We start from the raw sequence: 13,570 nt of genomic DNA, 5'->3' as shown, positions 1-13,570 counted from the left end.
CGATGATGCCAGGCCCCACCGACATCGCCACCGTCACGCCGTCCGCGTCGCGACCGACGACGGCGCGGACTCCCCCAGGACGGTGGCGCGGTGCCGGTCGGCGAGCAGGGCGAGCGCCTCGTCGACGCGACCGAGGGCGTGCGCCGCGGCCTCGATCGCTGGCTGGTCGGGACGGCCGGCAGCGGACGCGACGGCCGCGTCGAGCCGGTCACCGACCCGCACCCAGACCGCCGTCGGCGCTGCGGACCGGGGGCCGTCCGCGATGGCGGACGCGAGCTCGCCCACGGACTCGGCGAGGCGTTCGGCCGCACCACGCAGGGCGGCGGGCGGGTCCTGCGGGGCCGCACCGAGCCTCCCGGCTGCCTCGCGCGCGAACGCCGCGGCCGCCTGCAGCGAGGTCCGCGTCCTGGCGTCGGCGCGGGCCGGCCCGCCGGTCGGGAACCGCACCATCGGACGGAGCACCGCGTCGAGCTGGTAGGTGGCTGCGTCCACGGCCCGCGACCGGGCACGCAGGTCGGGAACGGCGGGCGACGGCCTGGAGGCACGGCTCGCGTCCGGCTCGCCCGTCACCTCGTCCGTCTGGTCGGCGTCGACCCCCACCAGCGCGAGCACGAAGGCGCGCACCGCCTCGAGCTGCCGGCCCACCGCGCGGCGCACGACGGCACGCGTCGCGATGGGGAAGACGACGGCGCTGACGAGGACCGCGACGGCGGCACCGAGCAGGTTCTCGGCCAGTCGCATCGGGATGAGCGTGTCCGTGAAGGTGCCGGAGAACGCGTACACCTGGCACAGCACCACCACGAGGCAGGCGGCCCAGACCGCGTACACGCCGCCGAACCCGTAGGTGCCGACCGCGAGCAGGACGCAGACGAGCACGAGCGTGACCCAGGGGTGGGTGGTGCCGACCAGGTGCACCAGGACGATGCCGACCGCGCCACCGACGACCGTGCCGACCGCGCGGTGCAGGCCCTTCCGGACGCGCTCGTGGGTCGTGTTCGTCCCGGCCAGCACGATCATCACGCCGATGACGCCCCAGTAGAAGCGGCTGCCGTCGAGCAGCAGCGCGAGGGGCTCGACGACGGCGACGGCGATCGCGGCGTGCACGGCGGTGCGGAGCGACGCGGTGAGGTGCCAGCGACGCCAGGGCCCCTCGGCGACGGCGTCGGCGAGGATCGGGACCGCACCGGCAGGGCGACCCCCGGCCAGCACGACGGGCGTCGCGAACGGCACCCCGGCTCCGTGGCGCGGCAGGTCGTCGCGGAGCGCACGCCATCGGTCCCCCGCGACGCGCAGGTCGGCGAACTCGGCGGCGGCCCGTCGGACGACGGCGCTCGTGCGGGACGCCGGGTCGGCGGCGGAAGGCGTCGTGCCGTACCGGGCGAGCAGTGTGTGCGCGGCCTCATCGCCGTGGCTCCCGCCGTGCCGGAGGACGATCGTGAACGCCCGGAGCACCGCGTGCCGCACGTCGGCCGGGGCACCGTGCTCGACGAGCGCACCCGCCGAACGGCCGAGTTCGTCGATCGCGAAGTGGGTGTCGAAGACGAGCCGGTGGAGTTCCTCGGCAGCGGTGTCGGCATCGACCCCGCTCGCGGCGAGCATCCCGTCCACGGTGAGCGCGATCTCGTGGTACCGGTCGCGTCGCCGTCGGAGCCGGGCGAGCGTCCGACGCCGGGCAGCCGGGTCCTCGGCGGCGGCGAGGACGGCCACGGCGGCTTCGAGGACGTCCGAGCCGCGGGCGACGAAGCCGCGACGGGTCCGCAGGAGCGCCCGGTGGGGGTCCGGTCGGAGCAGCAGCCGCACCAGCACGGTCACCGCGAGCGAGCCGGCGACGACGAGTGCGAGCGGGACGACACTCGTCTCGGGCAGCGGCAGGAGGAGCCCGCACAGGTAGCCCGCGAACCCGACGATCGCGGCGTCGGACGCCCACGCACCCCACGACGCGGCGGCGAACTGCAGGAAGAGCAGCACCACGATGAGCACGAGCTCGAGGAGCCGGAAGGGCTGCAGGGCGATGCTCCCCGCGAGCGCGACGACGAACGGCACGAGCACGGCACCGGTGCGGGCGGCGGTCCGGCCGGAGCTCGGGTCGACGATCACGAGGCACGTGATGAACGCGGGCATCGCGCCGATCATCACGCCGAGGATCCCCGGCAGCCCGAAGACCGCGGCGACGGCGTACCCGACGGCCATGCCCGCGGGGACGGCGACCAGGGTGCGGAGCGCGCCGTCGGTCTTCACGAGGCCGGGGTCGAGCGCGAGGACACGGTCGGCGAACCGTCGTGTGCGGCTCCGTCGGCGCGGGGCGGTCCGGTTCGTGGTGTCGGTCGTCGGCACGAGTCGGCCGCCTCCTCTTCGCTCGGGAGGCCAATCGTACCGGGTTCGAACTAGTTCGGGAGCGGGCGAGGGTCGCACGGTGCGAGGTCGTGGTCGCACGGTGCGAGGTTCCGCGCATGGTGCGGGGCCGCGCGGCTGCCACCGTGGTCGGCACCTCGCACCGTGCGGCATAGCGCGGCCCCGCGCCGCGCCGCCCACCTCGCACCGTGCGACCCCGCGCCGCGCCGCGGCACCTCAGCCGAGCGGCCCCAGCACCGACGCCGCGATGGTCCGCGCCGCCGAGTCCCGCGTCGACGGGTGGTACTGCCCCGCTCGGACGTCCCGGGCCAGGCGCGCGAGCTCGCTCGTCGACCGGAACGCCGAGCCGCCGACGACGCGCATCGCCTCGTCGACGACGTGCTGGGCGGTGTCGACCGCCCGCGCCTTCGTGCCGACGAGGAGCGGGAACCACCGGGCCCCGAGGTCGTCGAGCTCGTCCACCGACCGGGCGAGGGAGTCGACCTGCAGCGTGATCGCGTCGACCGCGCCTCGGAGGTCCGCGAGTGCCCGACGGACGTCGGGGTCCGCCGACCGGGGCGTGCCGTCGAGGGCCGTCCGTCCGGCGACCGACGACACCGCGAGCGCGATCGCCTGCTCCGCGATGCCGACGTACACCGACGCGATGAGGAGCTCGAAGGACGCGAAGACGCCGAACACCAGCGGGTCCTGGTTCGGGCCGACGGGCAACGACCGGACGATGCGCTCCGCGGGCACGTGCACGCCGTGCAGCTTCGTCGTGCGGCTCTGCGTCGCCCGCATGCCGAGGGTGTCCCAGTCGTCCAGGTGTTCGACGTCGCCGTCCGATCGCAGCACGAAGCCGTGCACCAACCGCGGCTCCGGCCCGGAGTCGTCCTTGCCGAAGACGCTCAGGACGTCCCACGCCGGTGCGAGCGAGGTGAAGACCTTGGTGCCGGTGAAGCGGTACCCGCCGTCGCCGTCCGGCTCCGCCGTCGTCGATGAGTCGAACAGGACGGCGTCGTTGCCGGGTTCGCTCACCCCGAACGCGAGCAGGTGGTCGTCCGCCGCGTGGTCGGTGACGGCCTGGAGGAACGACTCACCTCGCGCGGACACGGCGCGGGCCGCCTGCACCCACACCTGGTGCATCCCGAGCCCGAGCGCCGTCGCCGGGGCGGCCCGGCCGAGCGTCCGCTGCACCGCTGCCGTGGCGCGGAGGCCGAGTCCGGAGCCGCCCTGCTCGACCGGCACCCCGATGCGCAGGTACCCGGCGGCGCGGAGCTCGTCGAGGTCCTCCACGCAGAAGGTGTTCGCCGCGTCGTACCCGGGAGCGCGCTCGGCGATGCGGGCGAGCAGGTCGTCGGGCACCGTCCAGCCGGGGACCCCCGTGTTGGCCTTCGTCATGGCACGAGACTAGGGTCCGGAGCGTGTCAGATCGTCATCCGTGGTCCAGGTACGTCGCGATCGGTGACTCGTTCACCGAGGGGATCGGCGACCCCGACCCCACGGTCCCCGGAGGCAACCGGGGTTGGGCGGACCGCGTGGCCGAGGTGCTCGCCCACGGGTCCGACGACTTCGCGTACGCCAACCTGGCGATCCGCGGGCGGCTGCTGCAGCAGATCATCGACGAGCAGGTGGAGCCGGCACTCGCCCTCCGCCCGGACCTGGTCACGGTGTCCGCCGGTGGCAACGACATCATCCGGCCGGGCTCCGACCCGGACGAACTCGCCGAGCGGGTGGACGCGATGGTGTCGCGGCTGCGGAGCGACGGCGCCACCGTGGTGCTGTTCACCGGCCCCGACGTCGGGATGACCCCGGTGCTCGGCATGGTCCGCGGCAAGACCGCGATCTACAACGAGAACCTGCACGCCATCGCGTTGAAGCACGGAGCCCTCGTGGCGAACATGTGGGCGATCCGGGTGCTCCGCGACCCGCGGATGTGGGCACCCGACCGGTTGCACCACTCGCCGACCGGGCACGCCACGATCGCCGCGGCGGTGCTCGACACCCTCGGGGTGCCGCACGGCCTCGAACCGTTCAACCCGGAGCCGCTCGAGTCCCGGCCCTGGCGCGAGGCACGGGCCGAGGACCTCGGGTGGGCGAAGGAGTACCTGGTGCCGTGGGTGGTCCGGCGCATCAAGCACACGTCCTCCGGCGACGGCGTGTCCGCGAAGCGCCCGGAGCTCCAGATCGTCACCGAGCACAAGTCCGACACGCCCTAGTCGTCCGTCGGGTCCGCGCAGTGCGCCCCTGCACGGTCGTCGCGCCCCCATGAGCCGGGGCGCGACGCCCACTACGGGGCGCGGGCGCGGTCGCGTGCGGGCGCGGTCGCGTGCGGCGCGGTCGCGTGCGGGCGCGGTCGCGTGTGAGGGCCTTCAGTCCGTCGGCCGCCGCAGCGTGAGTGGTCCGTCGTGCAGCGGCTCGGTCGCCCACGACGACGTGACCGCACCGGTGGTGGTGTCGATCCGGACGTGCGCCAGGTGCGGGGTCTCGACGAACCGCACGTCGACCGTGACGGTGCTGCCGTCGGGGTCCACCGCACCGCTCGCCGCCAGCGCGCCCTCGACCAGCCACTCCCCCTGGCCGACCGGAACGGACAACCTGCCACCGTCGACGTCGAGCGTGAGCCGCCACCCGTCGCCGTCGCGGGCGAACGGACCGACGTCGGCGAGGCCATGGAGCGGCCCGCCGATCACCGCAGGCAGCCCCAGGGAGGCGAGTCGGGCCTCCAGGGCGGTGTCCGCGGCCGCGTCCGACGGACCGTCGAAGGCGGGCAGCAGGTGCTGCCAGGCCGCGTCGAGGACCGCCTGCATGTCCGCACTCTGGCCGGTGAGCGCGAGGACGACGTCGTGCTCCGGCAGGACGACGCAGAACTGCCCGTAGGCGCCGTCGCCGCGGAAGCCGTGCCGGGCCATCCAGAACTGGAAGCCGTAGCCCTGGGACCAGTCCGGGTTGCCCTCGTCCGGGTTCGCGACCTGCGTGCTCGTCGCGGCGGCGACCCAGTCCTCGTCGAGGATCCGCTCGCCCTCCCACACGCCGCGCTGCAGGTACAGCTGCCCGAGGGCGGCGACCGCGGCCGTCGGGGCGTAGCAGCCGCTGTAGCCGAGTTCCGCGCCGGAGTCGTCACGGCGCCACGCGAGGTCGTCGATGCCGAGCGGGTCGAGGAGCCGCGGGCGGAGGTACTCGACGAGCGAGCCGCCGCTGACCCGACGGACGATCGCGGCGAGGGTGTACGTGCACGGCTGGTTGTACGCGAAGACGGTGCCCGGCTCCTCGTCCGGCGGCAGCAGGAGGAACCCGCGGACCGTGTCCTCCGCATCGAGCGCGCGGACACGGTCGATGGTCTCCTCGCGGTGGCCGCTCGCCATCGCCAGCAGGTGTCGCACGCGGATCCGCCGGCTGCGCTCGTCGACGACCTCGGCGTCGAGCTCGGGGAAGTACGACAGCGCCGTCGCGTCGAGGTCGACCAGGCCCTCGCGGACGGCGATCCCGACCGCGGCGGCGGTGAAGCTCTTGCTGAGCGAGTACAGCAGGTGGACGCGGTCGGCGGCGTACGGGTGCCACCACCCGGAAGCGGCGACCTGCCCGTGCCGGAGGAGCACCAGGCTGTGCGGCTCCACGTCGGGGGTGGACTCGAGCGCGTCGAGGAACGCCAGCACGCCGCGGGCGTCGATGCCGAGGGCGGAGGGGGTGGTCCGGGGGAACGTCGTCGTCGTCGTCACCCGTCCGACCCTACGGCGCTAGCCCTGGAACGGGTTCGTCCAGCGCCACCAGACGCCCGGGTCGTCGATGGCTCGTTCGAGCACGAGCGGCACCGTCACCGGGTCGTGGTCCGTCACGGTGAACCGGACCTTGCCGACCCGCTCGCCCTTCGTCCCGAGGGTGACACGGTCCAGGTGCGCCTTCGCGCGGACCTTCGTCTTCCCCCACACCAGGACCTCTGCAGCCTTCGCGCTCACGGCGTCGGCCTCGTCCTGCCACGGCGTCGAGAACGTCCCGAAGGTCTGCCCGGCGTGGGTCAGCGTCACCACCTGGAAGTTGTCCGCGACCGACCGGAGCAGCCGTTGCACGTCGACGTCGAGCGAGTCGTGGTCGACCCCGCCGAGCATCACGCCGATGACCGTGACGTCCCGCCCGCCGCGCTCGTACGTCGCCGCGAACAGCAGGCACGCGCCGGCCTCGTCGAGGGTGCCCGTCTTGATGCCCTCGATGCCGTCGAGCCCCAGCAGCTTGTTCGAGTTCTCGATCTCGCCGACCGTCGGGATCGTGACGTCCTTCGTGCCGACGATCTCCTTGACCACCGGGTTCGCGAGTGCGAGCTGCCCGAGGTCGACCAGGTCCGTCGCCGTCGAGGTGTTGTCCGGGTCGAGGCCGGTCGGCTCGTGGATCGTGGTGTCGTCGAGGTCGTGCTCCTCGAGCCACTTCGTCGCCGCCTGCTCGTACTCGGCGATCGAGCCGAAGGCCCAGATCGCGAGGGCGCCGGCGTAGTTGTTCGCCGACTTCATGAGCATCACCTGGAACGCCTGGTGCTCGGTGAGCTCCAGCCCCGCGGGCATCGGGGCGACCTCGCCGTTCAGGGCGGCGTACTTCGCGTAGAGCGACTCCATCTTCGGCGTGAAGGTGATGGCCGGGCCGGACTCCCCCGCCGCCATCGGCTTCTCGTCGAGCACGACCAACGCCGTGACGACCTTCGTGATGCTCGCGATCGACCGCGGCTTCGTGTCGCCGCTGGTGCGGAGGCTCTCCGGGAAGTCGGTTGCCTCGACCGCGGTGGCGCCGTAGCCGGGGAAGCTCAGGGCGGGCACGCTCGACGTCGGGGCCGAGTATGTGGTGGTCGTGGCGCTCGCCGGGGCGAAGGGCACGACGGCCGCGGCGACGAGGTAGCCCACCGCCAGCACGAGCACCGCGATGACGGAGATCGTCACCGGCCTCCGGACGGCGGAACGGGGGCGGCGGACGACTCGTGACACGGGACCCGAGCGTACCGGGCCGCGCCTAGACCCGGGCTGCGACGGGCGGCTCGGCGGACGCCGTGGTCGGGTTCGGGGCGGCGGACGCGGCGGTCGGGGTCGCAGCGGAGGGCACCGTCGCGCTCGCGTCGGGCACGGGCGCGGTCACCGTCGCGTCGGCGCGGGCGAAGGTCAGTCGACGGGACAGGTACGCGAACACCGGGCCGAGCGCGTTCATCGCCACGACCGACAGCCAGGCCGCCCACGCGTTGCCCGGGTCGAACCCGAACCCGCCGAAGCACGTGGCGAAGAACGAGGCGAACCCGAGGAACATCCCGGGAACGAGCCCGAACAGCTTCGTGCGGCCGGTGTACATGAGGGCGCAGTTCACGACCAGGATGAGCACCGCCAGCACCGTGTTCTGCGCGGCCTGACCGGCTCCGAGGACCGTGCCGAAGCGCTGGTCGAGCAGCACGATCACGAGTCCGAACGCGGACCCGATCGGCATCGCTGCCCACAGCCGGGTGGCGTTCCGGAGCGTGGGCTTCGCGCCGAGCAGGAACATCCCCGCCCAGCTGATGAAGATCGCCCAGGTGGGCAGGTGCAGGGCGTTGCCGCCGATGAACGCCGTCGCGCCGGCGAGGACCGAGGCGACGACCTCGTGCGGGATCCGTTCACGCATGGATGGGTTCCTTCGATCGAGTGGTGAGTCCGGTGGTGAGGCCGGTGGTGAGTCCGGGGGTGGGCCTGGTGAGTCGGGTGGTCCTGGTGGTCTCCGCGACGACGCGGCCGCGCTTGAGGACGAGGTCCCGGTCAGGCCGGTCGAGCAGCACGCCCGCCGGATCGGTGGTGGACAGGACGACGAGGTCCGCCGCCGCTCCGGGCCGGATGCCGTACGTGTCCGCGACCCCGACGACCCCGGCCGCGGACGCCGTGGCCATCTCGAGCACCCGCGCGAGGTCGTCCGGGCCGGACAGGTGCCCCACCTGGGCGAGCAGCAGCCCGATGTCGAGCATGTCCGCGTTGCCGAACGGGGTGAACGCGTTCCGGACGTTGTTCGACGAGTAGGCGCTGGTGACGCCGGCCGCCCAGAGTTCGCGGACCGGGACGACGCCGCGCCGGACGTCGTGGTCGTCCGAGCGTCCGCCGAGGTGCAGGTCGGTGGCCGGCAGGGGCACGACGGCGACGCCCGCTGCGGCCAGCTTCAGGAGCAGGTCGGTGCGCGAGGCTCGCGGCAGGCTCGCGAGCGACGTCACGTGTCCGAGGGCGACCCGGTCCTGCAGTCCCCGCGCGGCGACCTGGTCGGCGATGTGTCCGGCGAGGGCGAACCGCGGATCGGACGTGTCGTCGGCGAAGTCGGCGTGCAGGTCGGCCGGCACGCCGAACTCCTCGGCGAGGTCGAGGACGGTCTCGACGTGCTCGTGGCACGCGGCCAGGGTCGCCTCGTTGTAGGTGCAGCCGCCGATGACGTCGGCTCCCGCGGCGAGCGCCTCCCGCAGCAGTGCGAGCGTGCCCGGGGCCTTCGCGATCCCCTCTTGCGGGAACGCGACGACCTGCAGGTCCAGGGCGTCGCGGTACTCGTCGCGCAGGCCGAGGAGCACTTCGACACCGGTCAGTCCCACGATCGGGTCGACGTCGGGGTGCGCGCGGACGAGTGTGGTGCCGTTCGTGATCGCCTGGTCGAGCAGGGTCCGGGCCCGGTCGCGCACGGAGTCGTGGGTGAAGCCGCGCTTGAGCTCCCCCGTCACGGCGATCGCGCCGGCGAGGGTGCCGTCCGGGTTGGGCCGTTCGCGGTCGAGCAGTGCCTTGTCGACGTGCAGGTGCGCCTCGATGAGCCCAGGGATCACGACGCGGCCGGCGCAGTCCACGACGTCCGCCGCACCGGTCGGTGCCCCGTCGGCACCGGCGTCGGCGACCCGGACGATCGTGCCGTCGGTGACGTGGACGTCGACCAGTCGGCCGTCGGTCAGCCGTGCGGTTCGCAGGATCAGGTCCATGGTGGGTCCTCCTCGGATCGGACGTGACCCACCATTCGCCCGCCGTGTTTCCGGTTCCGACGCCCCGTGTGACGAGCGTGTAAAAGCTGGTCGTACCAATGAACCAAGCAGACCAATGGACCGTAGGCTCCTGCCCATGCAGAGAGGACGCACCCTGAGCGCCGCGACCGCTGCGCACCTCGCACGTCTGGTGCTCGAGGACCTGGCGCCCGGTGACAAGCTCCCGCCGGAACGGACCTTGGCCGAGGACCTCGCGGTGTCCAGGACGACCGTGCGCGAGGCCATGCAGGAACTCGAGCGCCGCCGACTGGTCTCGCGGACCCCCGGCCGCGGCACCGTCGTCCTGCCGCGCTCCGAGGAGGCCACCGCGCTGCTGGAGCACCAGACCGGCGCGGCCCACGGCGACGACCTGGCGCAGCGCGCGGAGCACGTCGCCGAGTTCCGCACCGTGGTCGAACCCCGGGTGGCCGGCCTCGCCGCGGCCCGCGCCGGTGCGGCGGACCTGCTCGCCCTCGAACGCATCCTCGCCGCGACGCACGCCGGACTCAGCCCGGAGGAGTCCCTGGCGCAGGACGTCGCCTTCCACGTGCAGGTGGCACGTGCTTCGGGCAACCCGTTGCTGGTGTCCCTGTGCGAGCTCAGCAGCGGGTGGGTACAGGACGTCCGTGCCCGGTCGCACAGCACCAGCGAGGGACGCCGGTCGTCGTTCGTCTGGCACGAGCGGATCCTCGACTGCATCCAGCGCCACGACGAGGACGGCGCGCGCGACGCGATGACCGCTCACCTCGCCGACGTCGCCCACCTCGTCGAACGGAAGGCCGACCGATGACCGTCCCCACCCTGCAGCCCGGCGACGGCCCGATCCGTTCGTCGCGCTACCTGCCCGTGGAACCGGGCACCGTGCACTGGGGTCGGCTGCCGAACGGCGACGACCGCCCGGCGATCACGGTCGCGTCCGGTGAGGACGTGACCATCGACACCGTCAGCCACGAGGGGATCCTGCCCGACCAGGGCAGTGACCCCCTCGCGTACTTCAGGTCGCACGGCGTCGCGCCCGAGCACGTCCTCGACGACGCCGTGGCGATCGCCAGGAGCGGCCACCGGGACGCCGGCGTCGACGGCCCGCACGTGGTGTCCGGTCCGGTCGCCGTCGAGGGCGCCGAGCCCGGCGACGTCCTCACCATGACGGTGCTCGAGACGCTGCCGCGCGTGCACTACGGGGTGGTGTCGAACCGGCACGGCCGTGGTGCCCTGCGCGGGGAGTACCCGGTCGACGGCACGACGGTGAGCGTCTTCGCCGACGTGGTCGCCACCGCTGCAGGCGACCGTGGGCGCATCCCGCTCACCGCGGCCCGGGACCGCTTCGCGCACTTCCCGCTCGCCCCTTTCCTCGGCATCATGGGCGTCGCCACCCCCGGCGAGCGGCTGCACTCGGTGCCACCGGGCCGGCACGGCGGCAACATCGACGTGAACCTGCTGCAGGTCGGCGCGCAGCTCCACCTGCCGGTCCTCGTCCCCGGTGCGCTGGCGTACGTCGGCGACCCGCACTTCGCGCAGGGCGACGGCGAAGTCGCGCTCACCGCGATGGAGGCCTCGCTCCGCGCGACCGTCCGGTTCGACCTGACGCCGGCCGACCAGGCGGCGCGGCAGTTCGGCGACCTGGTGTGGCCGCTCGTCGAGACCCACGAGTTCCTCGTCCCGACCGGGATGGACCCGGACCTCGACGAGGCGGTCCGCGCCTGCGTCCGGCACGCCGTCGCGATCCTCGGCGCCCGCTGGGGCATGGAGCGACACCTCGCCTACGCGTACCTGTCGGCCGCGACGGACTTCAACATCTCGCAGGTGGTCGACCTGGTCACCGGGGCGCACGCCCGCATCCGCAAGGCCGACTTCGAGGAGCCCACCCGATGACCGCAGGAGCACCCGACGGCCTCCTCGACGCCCTCGACGCGTACGAGGCCGCCCTCGCCGCGAACGACCTCGACGCACTCGACGCCGCCTTCGTCGACGCCCCGGGCACCATGCGCGGCGACGATCGTGGCCTGCTCGTCGGGCACGACGCGATCAGCGCGTTCCGCAGCGCGCGGGGTGGGGTCCAGACCCGGTCGCTGACGCGGGTCGAGGTCCGCCCCCTGGCCGACGGGCTCGCGCTCGTCGTCTCGGTGTCCGGGTTCACCGACGGTGGGCAGGGTCTCCAGACCCAGTTGTGGCGGCGCGACGGCGACACCTGGCGCATCGAGGCAGCGCACGTCACCGGACGGCCGAAGGCGTTCGACACGACGATCTGGCGCGTGGTCGGCGACCCACTGGTCCCCGCGAGCGGCGCCGGCCCGCTCGACGGCATGACCGTCGCGGTGAAGGACCTCTACGCCGTCCCCGGTCACCCCGTCGGTGCCGGCAACCCGACGTTCCTGCGCGAGGCAGCCGCCGAGACCGTCCCGGCCGCCGCCGTGGACGCGCTCCTCACCGCCGGCGCGGCGATCCGCGGGATCGCGCGCACCGACGAGTTCGCCTACAACCTGACGGGACGCAACGAACACCACGGCACCCCGCCCAACGGGGCGGTCGCGACCCGACTGCCTGGAGGCTCGTCCAGCGGTTCCGCATCGGCCGTCCGTCTCGGCACGGCTGAGATCGGGATCGGCACGGACACCGCAGGATCGGTGCGGGTCCCCGCCTCGTACCAGGGACTCTGGGGCCTCCGGACGACGCACGGCTCGGTGTCCCGCAAGGGGCTGCTGCCGCTCGCGCCGTCGTTCGACACGGTGGGGTGGCTCACGCGAGGCTCCGACGTGCTGCTCGGCGCACTCGACGCCACGGTGCCGCCGGCCGCAACAGGCACCGATGTGGAGCTGCTCGTGCCGGCCGAACTGCTGGACCTCGTCGAACCCGACACCGCCGAGGCCTTCGGGACGTTCGTCACCGGACTCGACGAACCCGTCCGCACCGTGCACCTCGCCGACCTCGGGATCCCGTCACTCGACGAGCTGCGCGAACTCCTGCGCCTCGTGCAGGCCGCCGAGGCCGTCGCCGCCCACGGCGCCTGGATCGACGCCCACCCCGGCGCGCTGAGCACCGTCGTCGGTGACCGGTTCGCCGCCGCCCGGGCGAACGACCCGACCGCCACCGCCGAGGCCGTCGCACGGCTCGGCACGGTGCGAGCGACGATCCGCACGGCGCTCGCCGGCAGGACGCTCCTGTTCCCCACCGTCCCCGGACCAGCACCGCTCGTCTCCGCCGACACCGCGACGCTCGAACGGACCCGGACCGCGACCACCGCGATGACGAGCCTCGCGAGCGTCGGCGGGCTCCCCGCGGTCAGCGCCCCGGCGCTCACCGTCGACGGCGCACCCGTCGGCGTGTGCCTCGTCGGGGAGCCGGGCACCGATCGTGCCCTGGTGATCCGCGCCGGACGGCTGCTGCGGGACTGACGTGCCCCGCGCCTCCAGGCCGGTGTCAGCCGCGCGTCGAGGAGGCGAGCCGCTGGGCGTGCGTGACCGCCCACAGACCGACGGCGCTCGCCGCAGCGATGTTGAGCGAGTCGACGCCGTGCGCCATCGGGATCCGGACCGTGGTGTCGGCCGAGGCGATCGCAGCCGGCGTGAGGCCCTGCCCCTCGGTGCCCATCACGAGCGCGACCTTGCCGGGGACGTCCCGGACGAACTCGGCGAGGTCGACCGAGTCGTCGGTGAGCGCCATCGCCGCGAGGTGGAAGCCCTGCTCGCGCAGCTCCTCGCCGGCGGCCGGCCAGTCGCCGATGCGCGTCCACGGCACCTGCAGGACCGTGCCCATGCTCACCCGGACGCTCCGGCGGTACAGCGGGTCGGCGCAGCGCGGGCTGACGAGCACCGCGTCGGCGCCGAGGCCCGCGACGCTGCGGAAGACCGCTCCGACGTTGGTGTGGTCGACGATGTCCTCGAGGACGACGACGAGCTTCGCGTCCCGCACGACCTCGGCGACGGTCGGCAGCTCGGGACGCTGCACGGCGGCGATCGCACCGCGGTGCATGCGGAAGCCGGTGAGTTCCTCGAGCAGGGCGTCCGGGCCGACGAAGACGGGGCCGTCGTGGTCGGCGACGAGCGGCAGGACGCTGTCGAGCCACTTCTCCTGCACCAGGATGCTGCGCGGCACGTGCCCGGCGCGGACCGCGCGCTCGATGACCGTGTTCGACTCGGCGATGTACAGGCCGCCCTCCGGCTCGCTCACCCGGCGGAGCGCCACGTCGGTGAGACGGGCGAAGTCGTCGAGGCGGGGGTCGTCGAGGGTGTCGATGCGGACGGGGTGCACGGGGCTCGT

11 protein-coding genes are annotated in these 13,570 nt (G+C 73.7%); 4 read left to right on the top strand and 7 right to left on the bottom strand.

What is annotated here, in order from left to right:
- Window positions 1–33: 33 nt before the first annotated feature.
- Together EDF19_RS10260 and EDF19_RS10255 are read right to left on the bottom strand one after the other, a co-directional pair.
- Window positions 34–2,334: an FUSC family protein gene (locus EDF19_RS10260; protein WP_123680797.1), complete on the bottom strand. Its 2,301-nt coding sequence runs from the start codon at window positions 2,332–2,334 to the stop codon at window positions 34–36.
- 234 nt (window positions 2,335–2,568) lie between these two features.
- Window positions 2,569–3,732, bottom strand: coding sequence for an acyl-CoA dehydrogenase family protein (locus tag EDF19_RS10255; protein ID WP_123680796.1), 1,164 nt, complete (start codon window positions 3,730–3,732; stop codon window positions 2,569–2,571).
- 23 nt (window positions 3,733–3,755) lie between these two features.
- Here EDF19_RS10255 and EDF19_RS10250 point away from each other — a divergent pair, with 23 nt between their 5' ends.
- Complete coding sequence (locus EDF19_RS10250; RefSeq protein WP_123680795.1) at window positions 3,756–4,550, top strand: SGNH/GDSL hydrolase family protein; 795 nt, start codon at window positions 3,756–3,758, stop codon at window positions 4,548–4,550.
- Window positions 4,551–4,703: 153 nt separating this feature from the next.
- On the opposite strand, the gene EDF19_RS10245 is transcribed toward EDF19_RS10250, so the two are convergent.
- From EDF19_RS10245 to EDF19_RS10230, 4 genes are read right to left on the bottom strand one after another with little or no spacing between them, the layout of a single operon-like run.
- Window positions 4,704–6,050 carry a serine hydrolase gene (locus tag EDF19_RS10245; RefSeq protein ID WP_123680794.1) on the bottom strand — a complete coding sequence of 449 codons (1,347 nt, stop codon included), beginning with the start codon at window positions 6,048–6,050 and terminating at the stop codon, window positions 4,704–4,706.
- A gap of 18 nt (window positions 6,051–6,068) precedes the next feature.
- A complete protein-coding gene (locus EDF19_RS10240; protein WP_185022780.1) occupies window positions 6,069–7,298 on the bottom strand; it encodes a D-alanyl-D-alanine carboxypeptidase family protein in 1,230 nt (409 codons plus the stop codon).
- Window positions 7,299–7,323: 25 nt separating this feature from the next.
- Window positions 7,324–7,959 carry a DUF1097 domain-containing protein gene (locus tag EDF19_RS10235; RefSeq protein ID WP_260217085.1) on the bottom strand — a complete coding sequence of 212 codons (636 nt, stop codon included), beginning with the start codon at window positions 7,957–7,959 and terminating at the stop codon, window positions 7,324–7,326.
- On the bottom strand, window positions 7,952–9,274 hold the full coding sequence (locus EDF19_RS10230) for an amidohydrolase family protein (RefSeq protein WP_123680792.1): 1,323 nt from the start codon (window positions 9,272–9,274) through the stop codon (window positions 7,952–7,954). The genes EDF19_RS10235 and EDF19_RS10230 overlap by 8 nt, the downstream gene beginning before the upstream one ends.
- A gap of 136 nt (window positions 9,275–9,410) precedes the next feature.
- Here EDF19_RS10230 and EDF19_RS10225 point away from each other — a divergent pair, with 136 nt between their 5' ends.
- From EDF19_RS10225 to EDF19_RS10215, 3 genes are read left to right on the top strand one after another with little or no spacing between them, the layout of a single operon-like run.
- Window positions 9,411–10,103 (top strand): FadR/GntR family transcriptional regulator, encoded by a 693-nt coding sequence (locus tag EDF19_RS10225; protein ID WP_123680791.1) that lies wholly within the window; start codon window positions 9,411–9,413, stop codon window positions 10,101–10,103.
- The gene (locus EDF19_RS10220; RefSeq protein WP_123680790.1) at window positions 10,100–11,185 is read left to right on the top strand and encodes an acetamidase/formamidase family protein; all 1,086 of its coding nucleotides are present in this window, start codon (window positions 10,100–10,102) and stop codon (window positions 11,183–11,185) included. The genes EDF19_RS10225 and EDF19_RS10220 overlap by 4 nt, the downstream gene beginning before the upstream one ends.
- Window positions 11,182–12,705 (top strand): AtzH-like domain-containing protein, encoded by a 1,524-nt coding sequence (locus tag EDF19_RS10215; RefSeq protein WP_123680789.1) that lies wholly within the window; start codon window positions 11,182–11,184, stop codon window positions 12,703–12,705. Before EDF19_RS10220 ends, EDF19_RS10215 begins: the two co-directional genes overlap by 4 nt.
- A gap of 25 nt (window positions 12,706–12,730) precedes the next feature.
- Here EDF19_RS10215 and EDF19_RS10210 read toward each other — a convergent pair whose 3' ends face one another.
- Window positions 12,731–13,561: an RNA methyltransferase gene (locus EDF19_RS10210; protein ID WP_123680788.1), complete on the bottom strand. Its 831-nt coding sequence runs from the start codon at window positions 13,559–13,561 to the stop codon at window positions 12,731–12,733.
- Window positions 13,562–13,570 lie beyond the last annotated feature (9 nt).

It is taken from the genome of Curtobacterium sp. PhB115, from assembly GCF_003752025.1.
Lineage (GTDB): Bacteria > Actinomycetota > Actinomycetes > Actinomycetales > Microbacteriaceae > Curtobacterium.
Note: the sequence above shows the minus strand (reverse complement) of the source record. Positions and strands in the feature narration are given on the sequence as shown.

What these genes read in the sequence shown, in the direction of transcription:
- EDF19_RS10255 (WP_123680796.1), bottom strand. Translation starts at nt 3,732, where the DNA reads ATGACGAAGGCCAACACGGGGGTCCCCGGCTGGACGGTGCCCGACGAC.
- EDF19_RS10225 (WP_123680791.1), top strand. Translation starts at nt 9,411, where the DNA reads ATGCAGAGAGGACGCACCCTGAGCGCCGCGACCGCTGCGCACCTCGCA.
- EDF19_RS10230 (WP_123680792.1), bottom strand. Translation starts at nt 9,274, where the DNA reads ATGGACCTGATCCTGCGAACCGCACGGCTGACCGACGGCCGACTGGTC.
- EDF19_RS10215 (WP_123680789.1), top strand. Translation starts at nt 11,182, where the DNA reads ATGACCGCAGGAGCACCCGACGGCCTCCTCGACGCCCTCGACGCGTAC.
- EDF19_RS10220 (WP_123680790.1), top strand. Translation starts at nt 10,100, where the DNA reads ATGACCGTCCCCACCCTGCAGCCCGGCGACGGCCCGATCCGTTCGTCG.
- EDF19_RS10235 (WP_260217085.1), bottom strand. Translation starts at nt 7,959, where the DNA reads ATGCGTGAACGGATCCCGCACGAGGTCGTCGCCTCGGTCCTCGCCGGC.